Raw genomic sequence first — 11,819 nt, forward strand, 5'->3', positions numbered from 1 at the left:
CTTTTCTAAAAAAAGAAACCATTAAACTAAGTAGACTAGATAGCAGCCAGACCGTCCATGATGTGGGAGTGTCCAAGTTTCCTCGCTTGACACGGTAGAGTACTGACATATCCTATCTAATTCCACCTTTAACCGAAGTATACCACCAATTATTCAATATGTAAATTTTTAAAGGTTTTTAAAAATTAAAAAATATTTATCATTTTTAATGCTTTATATTAGCATATAAAAATCTTTTTAAAACACATCAAGACATATTTACTTTCTCTCTTCCAACTCTAACCAACGCAAGGTACTTAACTCTAGCTCTTCTACGGCTTGTTCTCGTTCTTTGACGGTACTTTCAATGGCATCATAGTCACTACCCCCTTGGGCAATCATAGCATCGTAAGCTTTTAAAAGGCCTTCTAATTCCACAATGCGAAGTTCTAATTGTTCAAGTTCCTTCGTTTCCCCTAGGGTCAGTTTCTTTTTGGCACCTTCGTTGCTATTCACAGTAGTCTCTATTGCTACTGGATTCATACTCACATTTACATCTATGCCTATACCATGGGATGGTGTATGTATGCATCCACTTTCAGTATCCACTAGCACCCCTTCATTGTCATGGTGTTCCACATCCTGCTCCTCAGGACCAGCGGATCCGACCTGTACCTGTACAGCATGACGTAGGACACCACGTTTCGTATCACCACCTATGCTACTCGTTAGGTTCGTATCCGCTTCATAGTCGGAGTAACCGCCATGATACACCTCAATATGACCCGATCCCGTGAATACAAAGAGCTTATCTACTACACGGTCTAAGAAGTATCGGTCATGGCATACAGTGATGACAATACCACTATAAGAATCTAAGAAATCTTCTAACACTTCTAGGGTAGGAATATCTAAATCATTGGTTGGCTCATCTAAGAGAAGTACATTCGGCGCATCCATTAAGATGCGCAATAAAAAGAGTCGTCGTTTTTCACCACCAGATAATTTACGGATTGGTAAGCCATGGTGTGACGGTGGAAATAAAAAACGTTCCAATAATTGACCTGCGCTTAAAGAGCTACCATCGGGCAAGTGTAAATAGGAGCGATTTTCCCGAATATAGTCCAACACCCGTTGGTCTTCTTTAAAGGTTGGTAATTGTTGCGAGAAATATCCAATGCGAACTGTTTCTCCACGCCCCATAGTGCCCCCGGTCGGTTCTAATGCACCTTGGAATAGCTTCATCAAGGTCGTCTTGCCTATTCCGTTGGGTCCCACCACGCCGATACGATCATGGCGCACCATATGGTACGTAAAGTCTCTAATCACTTCTCGTCCTGTAGGATACGCAAACGACAAGTGCTCTATATCAAAAATGGTATTTCCCAAACGAGAGGCTAATACAATCGGATCCACCGTGCCTACTTTTTGTCGTTTTTCCATAGCTTTCAATTGTTCGAATCGTTGCAACCTTGCCTTTTGTTTCGTAGTCCGTGCCTTCGCACCACGGCGCACCCATTGTAATTCACTGGCAATCAGTTTTCTGCGCTTTTCCTCGATGGCATCTAACTGTGCTTCTCGTTCTTCTTTCAAGGATACATAGGTTTCATAGGTCTCTTGAAATTCATATATGGTCTGATTCGACAATTCCCATATGGTATTGCATACGGCATCTAGGAAATATCTATCATGGGTACTCAATAAGACAGCACCTTTTCTATCTTTTAAATATAGCTCTAGCCATTCAATGGTAGCCTCATCCAAATGGTTCGTCGGCTCATCCAATAATAATAGGTCGCACGGATAGACCAATGCTCTGGCTAATGCTAATCTTCTCCGTTGTCCCCCAGATAAAGATTTCGCTGGCCCATACACATCATGAAAGCCTAGACGGGTCAATATCATCTTCGCCTCTTGCTCGACAATCCAACCATCTTCTTCATCCATGCGCGCTAATAATTTCATATACTGCGGTGATTCTGGATCTTGTAAGGCTCTTTCAAAATCTCGCACCAGTGAAAGTTTCGGATGGTCCCCTAATAATACATTGTCTAGCAATGTGCTTGTTTCATCAATATACGGATCTTGTTCCAATCGATGGATGGTAGCTTTCCCATTTCGTTCTATACTGCCCTTATCTGGTTCTTGCGTTCCTTCTAAGACCTGTAATAAAGTTGTTTTCCCTGTTCCATTGACACCAATTAAGCCAATACGATGGTGCGAGGCTATAGTTACATTTACGTTTTTAAATAATAACCGTGTACCATAGGATATTTCTATATTTTGTAATGTTAAGATGTTCATATTCGTTTATACAATTCCTAATTCTTGTTTTAATGCACTTTGTAATATTTTAGAAAAATTTAAATTTTTCTCTTCTGCCTTATGATTTAGCCAACTAGGAATGGTAAGCGTTTTTTTTACAGCTCGATTATCTGTCTTTCTCAAATATGCTTCTTCATCCCATTTTACTAATCCTATAAACTCGCCCGAACTACATTGAATATCTGTTGGGTTGGTAGGTGTTGGAAATGTTTCTTTATCTTCACTTAATGAATATAAGTAAAGCCCCAAAGCATCTTCCGCCATTTCTACAGCTTCTGCCAATGTATCACCTTCTGTAACACAGCCTAACAAGTCTGGAAAACTTATGGTGTATCCCCCATTTCCATCACTGCTAAAAATCGCTGGATACATTTCTTTTCTCATAGTATACCTCCTATTTCATCCTAACTACTTTATTTAATTCCTGCTTGCTTCAATATTGTATGTAATGTTTTAGGTTTTAAGTCTTCTTTATGTACTGGTACTGTAACACGTCCCACTTTACTCGTATGCTTTAACATATGATGTGAGCCTCGTATTCGATCAACATACCAACCGTCCTTTTTTAATACTTTCAGTAGTTCTTTGGGTGTTACCAAAATAATCACCAGCTTTCACGAAAATAGACATGAGATTACTAATTACATACAAAACAACTTCTATCTTTACTATAGTACGTGCTAACACGTATGTCAACTATAGATTTACATTGACACGCCTACTTTCATGGATTAGAATGAAAGTAATCTATTCACTATTTTATAAGGAGGTTATCATGGACACTGACACGGTTCAGCAAGAGTTTGAAGATATTGGTTTTGAAATTGTAGAAGTTGACGAACGGGATGTTCTATTGTACGAACTATCTGATGGTAGCGAGGAAGAAGATGGTCAATACGCCATTGTTTCCGATGAGGATGGCCGCATTCCTGTTTCAATGGATACGCCTGTAATTGTTTCTGTGTATGATGATAATGATACATTTCAATGGAGCGTAACACTTTCGAACGGCGAAGAGTTGAAAGACTTGTTCCTACGTGTGGAAAGTGCAGAAGAATTGCTAGATACGTTGCAAGATATTCGCCATGAAAATATCGAGCGTTACGATTCCGAAATGGACTCCTATAGCAAGTAATACAGCAAAAGGCTGTCGCAGCATGTAATATACATGTTGTGACAGCCTTTTTTATTTGCCTGATAACAATAGCACTTATTTGACTAGTTTGTAATCATAGTCTGCTATTCCAATTTAAATATATTCAGTGATTCTCTATTTTGTGTGCAATCATCTCTTCACAAGCGTCTACGATTTCTGCTGCTCCATCAACTTTCCAAGCCTTAGCCGCTTCATGCATGGCCTGTAACCGTTCTTGGTTTTGTAACAAAGCACCTACTACATCATCCAAATTTTCAATATGTCGTGCCCACTTGCCACAGCCCTTTTGTTCCAACAATTCTGCATTAGCCTCTTCTTGTCCAGGGATCGCATTAAAGAATACCATTGGCACCCCGATGGTGACCCCTTCCATGCAAGTCAATGCCCCTGGCTTTGTTACAAGCAAGGTCGCTTTCCGCATCAGTTGCGGAATCTCATTGGTATAGCCATAAATGGAAATCGGTGTGCGTAAGGAATCTTTCATGTGGTGTAACGAGTTATACAATCCATCGTTCAAGCCAGCCACTACATGGATTTCATCGATGCCCGGTACATGGTCTAACCGCTGTAACGCTTCTTCTACACAGCCTAAGCCAAGGCCACCACCCATGAGCAACACACGTTTGCATTGATCACTACCATAGGGTTCCTCTAAAGGTGTAAAGAAATGACGCATAATAGGAATGCCTGTCACATGGATTTTCTCCAAGGGCACCCCCATATTTAGCACTTCGTATACCATAGATGGCGTTGCCACATGGTATGCATCGATTTCATCATAGCGCCAAAATTGATGGGCTGCAAAGTCAGTCATGACCGCTGCAATAGGAATGTCGATTTTTCGATGCCGTTTCAATACACTGGCTGCACCACAAGGAAATGGATGAGTACATACAATTAAATCAGGTTGCTCCTTTTCAATGAGCTTTTCCATCCGATTCTTCAACATCCAAGACACTACAGTTTGGGCTACGCTTCCCTTCCATTCCCCACCAGACCACCGATACACAATGTCATAGAGGAACGGAAAAAAGTCGAGCATCTTGAAATACGTTTCTTTCAATAAATTATCAAAGGAAAACGTATCTGTTCCGAGGAAGTCCACATGGTGAACTACGGCACTTGGATCCTTCTGTTGCCAATATTCTTGTATGGCTAGCGCTGCTTGCGTGTGACCGGTACCAATTGAAGCAGATACGATTAAAATACGTTGTCCCATGTGTCCTCCTTTCCTTAGATATATCTTAGCTCTTGTGTCACATCTCTACGAGTCTTACTGAGATACTACATTATGTCTATTCTATCATAAATTAAAAGAGATACAAAACAACGCCACCATTCCAAACCATATAGGCCCAGAATTGTGGCGTTATTACATCTCTTAGGAATGACCTGAATTATTTTTTGCGAACTGGCGCAGCTGGTCCATTAACAAGATCTTTTAATTGTTTACCTGCTTTGAAAGCTGGGGATTTGGACGCTGGAATTGTCATTTCTTCTTTTGTACGAGGGTTGCGACCAGTACGTTCAGCACGAGTACGAACTTCGAAAGTACCGAAACCGATAACTTGTACTTTTTCTTCTTTTGCTAATGCTTCGCCGATTGTGTCGAATAAAGCTTTTACTGCTTTTTCAGCATCTTTTTTTGTCAACTCAGCTTTTGCTGCAACGCTTGCAATTAATTCAGTTTTGTTCATGATTGAACCTCCCTTAAAAATAGTATCCTCTAACTTAATCATTCGAGTTAAGTTTCACCTTCGCCGCATCCCAAAATTCATCTAGCTCTTTGAGAGTATAATCCTCCCATTTTTTTCCACTTCGTTGAACCTCTTGTTCTACGTATGAAAAACGCCGTATAAACTTTGTATTCGTGCGGTGTAGTGCATTTTCTCCGACTATTTTATACCATTTAAACAGATTTAGCAAGGAAAAAAGTACATCTCCCCCCTCTTCTTCTGCTTTTTCTATATCTTTTTTGAATATTTCTTGTTTAAATTCATCTATTTCTTCATAAAACTTCGCCCATACCCCTTCTTCCGTAGGCCAATCAAAGCCTACTTTACTTGCTTTTTCTTGCAATTTTTGAGCTCGTAACAGTGCCGGTAGGCCTGGAGAAATTCCATCCAAAATAGATGTGCGTTCATGACCTTTTTCTTTTGCCTTTAATTCTTCCCAAGTGGCTAATGTGTCACCTATAGTTTCTCGGTCTGCTGTTTGAAATACATGAGGATGACGCCGTATCATTTTTGCCGTAATGTCATTGACCACATCTTGCATGGTAAAATATCCATTTTCTTCCGCCACACGTGCGTGGAACACAATTTGTAACAACAAATCGCCTAACTCTTCACGCAAATGGTCCACATTTTGTTCATCGATAGCTTCTAATGTTTCATACACTTCTTCTAATAAATATCTGCGTAAGGAACTATGGGTTTGTAATTTATCCCAGGAACACCCCTTAGGTCCACGTAATTCGGCTAATACATCCACCAAGGGATCCAATGTAAAGGAACTCATCTCTTTTTGACTCATTTAGCTCCTCCTTTCTTCATAGCTTGTTTTGCTAAGCTTTTAAATTCTTTCAAGTCCATCGTCTTCGTAATACTTAAGGCCACCACATAAAACACAATCCCTAGAACGATGGATAGTACCACACTCATCGTATTCGATAGGATAGTGCTTATAAAATTATAAACCATCACCGTACCTCCCCCCATAGCTAAGGAGGAGAATAGTATTTTCCCAATTTCTATGAAAGATACTTGGAACGATGTACTGCGATACAGTATATACAAGTTCGCTATCGCAGCCATGCCAAAATCTACATTCGTAGCCCACGCAGCCCCTTCGATGCCCCATTGAGGAGTTAGATAGAGGTTTAACAAGACTTTCAAGATAGCTCCTAATAGTAATGTGAACATAGGGATTGCCGTCCGTCCTAAGCCCTGTAAGGCCCCTGTGGTGACCTGTTGTACCCCTAGTAGCCAAATACTAGCACTAAGAACCGCAATGGCACCACCTGCATGAGGCGTATCAAACATCATCTGAGAAATAGGTGTGGCTAACACGCATAATCCCACAAAGGCAGGAATAGTCACAATATTTGTCATCCGTAGTGCCGTTCCCATACGATGATGGATTTCTTGCTGATCTCGTTCACTATGTAACCGAGAAATAGCAGGCACTAAACTAGTGGCCAGAGACATGGTCACGATGACAGGTAAACTAATCAGAGAAGTCGCCATCCCTGTCAAATATCCAAAGGCTGTAGTCGCATCTTCTTTACCATATCCCGACAGCATCAGCTGTTGTGGTACCAACCACAAGTCAATAGCTCCTATGAGAGGAATCATAATATTTGCCAACGCCACAGGAACAGCCAACACAATTAATTCTTTTATAATCGATTTCGGTGATTCTAATGGATAGTTTTGACCTTTTAATTTAGGGTCTCGTCCATAATAATAGAGCAACACCACGAATCCTAAGCCTACACCAATGACAGAAGATAAGGCTGCCCGACTAGATGCCAATTCAATGCCCTGTGGCAAGAAATACATAGCTGCCCCCACCATGACCAGTACACGTCCTAACTGCTCGCACACCTGGGATATACCGGTAGGTAACATATTTTGAAATCCCTGAAAGTAGCCACGAAAGCACGCCAGCAAGGATACAATACCAATGGCAGGTGCTACTGCTAATAAAGCTCCTTCTGCTCTGTTATCTGTAATTAACCCTACATCGATGACATAGGGTATGGCAAAGTAAAATCCTATACTCAGCAATACCCCCATAAGCCCCATGGTGGTCAATGCGACCTTGAAGATATGCCGTGCCCCTCGATAGTCCTCTTGGCCTACTTTGCGAGCAATCATAATAGAAATTGCTACTGGTAACCCTGCTGCGCCAATACTAATGATGAGTTGGTACAGAGAATAGGCCATTTGGTAGAGCCCTACCCCTTCACCTCCCAAAATGCGGGCTACGATGACCTTACTGATAGCGCCTATGACTTTCACCAGTAGTCCTGCTACGGTTAGAATCATAGCTCCTTTCATAAATCCTGTCATACTAGCCCTCCTTTGGAAGTTTCCGTTCAAACTCACTCATTACCTGTTCTACCTGTCGGATCACATCACCAGTTTGTAATGTGTATGCCCATACTGTTGGATTCGACCCACGATGTTTCATATGTTTCCATATATCTTCACTGATGGCGCCCATATCCCAGTCTTCCATTTTTGATTCATCTTGCCAAGTGAATAGAATGTTCCCATCTTTACGAATGACACTCTTCATACCTAACGCACGAGCACGTTCTTTGATACCTGCTAACTTGATGAGGCGTTCCACTGGTTTCGTCGGAGATCCAAAACGGTCAATCAATTCATCCACAAAATCATCTAAACCAGCTTTTGTATCGATTTGCAATAGACGTTGGTACACAGAAATTTTGCGAGCCTCATCATGAATATAGGCACTGTCAATGAAAGCATCGATGCCCACATCCACCACTGGCGCTGGCAATGGCCGCTCTGGCATGTCTTTTTTCTGTGCTTTCGCGATAGCTTCTTCTAACATCGCCGCATACATAGCAAAGCCGACTGCTGCAATATTACCATGCTGTTGAGCTCCTAATAAATTGCCGGCTCCTCGAATTTCCATATCTCGCATAGCTAACTTAAATCCTGCGCCCAATTCGGTAAACTCTTGGATGGCTTTCAACCGCTTTTCAGCACTTTCATTCAGAACCTTATCTGGACGATACATGAAATATGCATAGGCCCGCTGGCTGGACCGTCCTACTCGTCCTCGCATTTGATACAACTGTGAAAGTCCCAAATGGTCTGCATCGTAGATAATAATGGTATTGGCATTCGGAATATCTAAGCCTGTTTCGATAATGCTCGTACATAAAAGCACATCATATTGCCCTTCTGTAAAGTCCTGCATCACATGTTCCATCATAGCCCCTGCCATTTGACCATGTGCCACCGCAATACGTAAGTCCGGCATAGCACGTTGCAACTGCTCTTCCATATGCGTAATAGACTGTACCTTGTTATACACAAAGTATACTTGTCCACCTCGTTGCAGCTCACGACGAATAGCCTCCGTTACTACTTGCATGTCGAACTCGACCACATAGGTTTGTACTGGCAACCGCTCCATTGGCGGTGTATGGATAACACTCATTTCCCGAACCCCTACCAAGGACATATGCAAAGTCCGTGGAATCGGTGTGGCACTGAGGGTTAAAATATCAATATTCGTAGCCCATTGTTTCCATTTTTCTTTTTGTGCTACCCCGAATCGCTGTTCTTCATCCACCACTAATAGGCCTAGCTTTTTGAACTGTATTTGCTTACTCAATAGGGCATGGGTGCCGATTAAGATATCTACCTGCCCATCTTGTACGGCCTTGATAATATCCTTCTTCTCTTTGGCAGAACGGAATCGATTTAACACTTCTACGCGAACTCCAAACTGTGAAAATCGATACATGAATGTTTTAAAATGTTGCTCTGATAATACTGTAGTTGGTACTAGCATAGCCACTTGCTTTCCACTCATGACAGCTTTGAACATAGCTCGCATAGCTACTTCTGTTTTACCAAATCCTACGTCACCGCATAACAATCTATCCATTGGACGTGGAGATTCCATTGATTCTTTAATTTCTTGAATAGCCTGCAATTGGTCATCTGTTTCTTCATAAGGGAACTGGTCTTCAAACTCACGTTGCCATGGTTGGTCTGGTAAAAATGCATAGCCCTCAATAAGTTCTCGTTTTGCATAAAGTTCCACCAATGTATCTGCTAAATCATCAATGGATTTTTGAGCTTTCGTCTTTGTTTTAATCCATTCTTTACCGCCCATTTTATGTAATTTAGGGGTAACCCCTTCATTACCAATGTATTTTTGCAGTTGGTCCAAATGATCAGCAGGCAAGAAGAGTCGATCTGTACCCGCATAATCGATTTCAATATAGTCCCGATGAATGCCTTCCGTCTCAATCGTCTTTAGCCCTCGATATTTACCAATACCGTGTATGCTATGTACTACATAATCACCTACACTGATATCCGTAAAATATTTAATTTCCTGCCCTTTTTCCACTTTCTTCCGAATCTTTTTCTTCTGAAAGCCGAATATATTTCCTTCTGTGATAACAGTCAGGTTGGAATGAGGTAACTCAAATCCCTCTGAAAGAATACCGTCCACAATAAGTACAGCCGGTGCTGTCCATTCCCATCGCTCACGATGCACATAGGAAATCTTATTCTCTAATAAGGCATTTTCTATGGCTTCACGGCGTTGCTGATTGTGCAATACCAACACAATTTGTCGTTCTAAAGAGGCATTAAACTTAATATCATCCATGAGCATAGGAATCTGCCGTTCATAAGAGGCGATGGATTTCCCCATCATACCGATAGTGTGCACCTTCCCCCATCCAGCAGAACGTTGCATCATACTGAATAAAATAGTTGTATGCGCCTTAGACGATGCTTTCCAATCTTTCCACAGCATATATAACTCTTCATTCATCGAATCTTCTTTATGCACTTTTCCTAAAGCTTCTTCTAAACGTTTTGGCTCATCTAAAATTAGTAAACTTTCATCTAAATAGGAAAGGATAGAATAGGTCTCCTCATCACTATCTGCATGGATAGGCAAGATCATACATTCCTCAGTTTCCCCCATAGACCGCTGTGTATCCACATTGAATTGGCGCATCGTGTCGATAGTATCCCCGAAAAACTCTAGACGATAAGGGAATTCACTTTGGATAGGGAATATATCTACAATATCTCCACGCACGCTAAAATGACCACGATATTCCACCTGGTCCACTCGTTCATATCCAATTTGTACTAATTGTTCCAATAGATGTTGTTGATCGATATCTTGTTCTACCTCTAGAGATATCATACGTTCTAAGACAGTAGAAGGTGCGCCTACAAACTGACTTGCCTCTTCCACAGTAGCCACTACAATCACTGCTTTACCTAACGCTAAGTTTCCTAAGGCTTCCATCCGTTTAGCCTGTGTATCTAAACTCTTTGCCGTCCACTGTGAAAGTACTCGATCCACTATGGGATACGATAATACCTTAACCTCAGGTAACAAACACTGTATATCTCGCTCCCACATGTCCTTATGTGCTTTATCATGGGTCACAATTAAAGTCGGTCGCTGTGTATTTTGTAGCATAGCTTGGCTATATATAAACGATTTCTGCGAACCGCCTAACCCATAGATTTGTGTAGCCCCTTTTTTATAAAAGGCATCTATGGTATCTTTCATTGTTCCCGCTATATCTAACAAAGGTTTATATGTCATCGACATATACCATTTCCTTTCCTATTAATTATAATACTCTAGCCCTTGCTGCATTAGTAAAGTTACTTATTTATAAAGAACAATACACAAGTTTTATCTTCTATGAATACTATCTATTTTGAAGCAATATATATACTTAAAAATAATGATTTCAAAACTACTTAAAAATATAGTTGAATTGTTATATATTATTTTCATAAACTAAGAGTTATAATATTTAAGATATATCATATATAAGAAAGAGGCTATAGTTATCTATAGCCCCTATGATTATTCTAAGTTTTCTTTAATCGCCGTATTTGTGGATTCTTCAATATAATGAAGGGCTGCATATATTAAATACGCACCTACTGTAAGACCGAAGAAAAAGGCTTTGAATATTTCTTTGTTCCAACGAGTTTCACGTAAACCAGAAACCGCAGATGCTAAAAAGCTTAAATCTGTAACTTTCATAGCAACCTCCTTGTACCAACACTTGTACTTGCCATATTTACAATACATATACAAAAAAAGCGAATATAACTATTCGCTTATCTTCTAAATTGGTGCGGGAGAAGGGACTTGAACCCCCACGCCAATGGCGCCAGATCCTAAGTCTGGTGCGTCTGCCAATTCCGCCACTCCCGCATAAGATGGTGACCCAGGAGGGATTCGAACCCCCGACCTTTTGATTCGTAGTCAAACACTCTATCCAGCTGAGCTACTGAGTCATATGTAATTTAGTTGGCAGGGGCAGTAGGACTTGAACCCACAACCAACGGTTTTGGAGACCGCTACTCTACCAATTGAGCTATACCCCTATCTTTACGACTTTATTAGTATAACGTAAAGTTGATACTTTGTCAAGTGATTCTTGTAGCAGAACCAAGGTATTTAGCTGGGCTAGCATTTGCTAGCCCCCGCTAATCCAAATCAGCGACTTCCTATCCTCCCAGGCCGTTTCCAGCCAAGTACTTTCGGCGTTTACGAGCTTAACTACTGTGTTCGGGATGGGAACAGGTGGTTC

10 protein-coding genes, 3 tRNA genes and 1 rRNA gene are annotated in these 11,819 nt (G+C 41.0%); 1 reads left to right on the plus strand and 13 read right to left on the minus strand.

What is annotated here, in order from left to right; translation table 11 throughout:
• Positions 1-258 precede the first annotated feature (258 nt).
• Genes EO116_RS07670 through EO116_RS07680 form a run of 3 tightly spaced genes read right to left on the minus strand, consistent with a single transcriptional unit; the run spans position 259 to position 2,912 of the window.
• The gene (locus EO116_RS07670) at positions 259-2,283 is read right to left on the minus strand and encodes an ABC-F family ATP-binding cassette domain-containing protein (protein ID WP_127161322.1); all 2,025 of its coding nucleotides are present in this window, start codon (positions 2,281-2,283) and stop codon (positions 259-261) included.
• Positions 2,284-2,289: 6 nt separating this feature from the next.
• A complete protein-coding gene (locus EO116_RS07675) occupies positions 2,290-2,688 on the minus strand; it encodes a type II toxin-antitoxin system HicB family antitoxin (RefSeq protein WP_127161323.1) in 399 nt (132 codons plus the stop codon).
• Positions 2,689-2,717: 29 nt separating this feature from the next.
• On the minus strand, positions 2,718-2,912 hold the full coding sequence (locus EO116_RS07680; protein ID WP_009353532.1) for a type II toxin-antitoxin system HicA family toxin: 195 nt from the start codon (positions 2,910-2,912) through the stop codon (positions 2,718-2,720).
• A 167-nt stretch (positions 2,913-3,079) separates the two neighbouring features.
• On the opposite strand from EO116_RS07680, the gene EO116_RS07685 reads away from it, so the two are divergent.
• A complete protein-coding gene (locus EO116_RS07685; RefSeq protein WP_127161324.1) occupies positions 3,080-3,439 on the plus strand; it encodes a hypothetical protein in 360 nt (119 codons plus the stop codon).
• Positions 3,440-3,563: 124 nt separating this feature from the next.
• Here the strand turns inward: EO116_RS07685 and EO116_RS07690 are convergent, their stop codons facing one another.
• From EO116_RS07690 to rrf, 10 genes are all read right to left on the minus strand, one after another.
• The gene (locus EO116_RS07690) at positions 3,564-4,679 is read right to left on the minus strand and encodes a glycosyltransferase (protein WP_127161325.1); all 1,116 of its coding nucleotides are present in this window, start codon (positions 4,677-4,679) and stop codon (positions 3,564-3,566) included.
• Between the two features lie 178 nt (positions 4,680-4,857).
• Positions 4,858-5,157 carry an HU family DNA-binding protein gene (locus EO116_RS07695; RefSeq protein ID WP_127161326.1) on the minus strand — a complete coding sequence of 100 codons (300 nt, stop codon included), beginning with the start codon at positions 5,155-5,157 and terminating at the stop codon, positions 4,858-4,860.
• A gap of 34 nt (positions 5,158-5,191) precedes the next feature.
• The gene (mazG, locus tag EO116_RS07700) at positions 5,192-5,995 is read right to left on the minus strand and encodes a nucleoside triphosphate pyrophosphohydrolase (protein ID WP_127161327.1); all 804 of its coding nucleotides are present in this window, start codon (positions 5,993-5,995) and stop codon (positions 5,192-5,194) included.
• Entirely contained in the window at positions 5,992-7,536 is a 1,545-nt protein-coding gene (locus tag EO116_RS07705; RefSeq protein WP_127161328.1) for a polysaccharide biosynthesis protein, read from the minus strand. The genes mazG and EO116_RS07705 overlap by 4 nt, the downstream gene beginning before the upstream one ends.
• 1 nt (position 7,537) lies before the next feature.
• Positions 7,538-10,819 (minus strand): transcription-repair coupling factor, encoded by a 3,282-nt coding sequence (mfd, locus tag EO116_RS07710; protein WP_127161329.1) that lies wholly within the window; start codon positions 10,817-10,819, stop codon positions 7,538-7,540.
• Positions 10,820-11,083: 264 nt separating this feature from the next.
• Positions 11,084-11,266 (minus strand): hypothetical protein, encoded by a 183-nt coding sequence (locus EO116_RS07715; RefSeq protein ID WP_009353527.1) that lies wholly within the window; start codon positions 11,264-11,266, stop codon positions 11,084-11,086.
• A gap of 90 nt (positions 11,267-11,356) precedes the next feature.
• Positions 11,357-11,440: transfer RNA gene (locus EO116_RS07720), tRNA-Leu, on the minus strand.
• Between the two features lie 6 nt (positions 11,441-11,446).
• Positions 11,447-11,523 (minus strand) — tRNA-Arg (locus tag EO116_RS07725).
• Positions 11,524-11,537: 14 nt separating this feature from the next.
• Positions 11,538-11,613 (minus strand) — tRNA-Trp (locus EO116_RS07730).
• 110 nt (positions 11,614-11,723) lie between these two features.
• A 5S ribosomal RNA gene (gene rrf, locus EO116_RS07735) occupies positions 11,724-11,819 on the minus strand; the annotation flags it as partial.

It is taken from the genome of Veillonella sp. VA137 (assembly GCF_003992015.1).
In the GTDB taxonomy this organism is placed as follows: Bacteria; Bacillota; Negativicutes; order Veillonellales; family Veillonellaceae; genus F0422.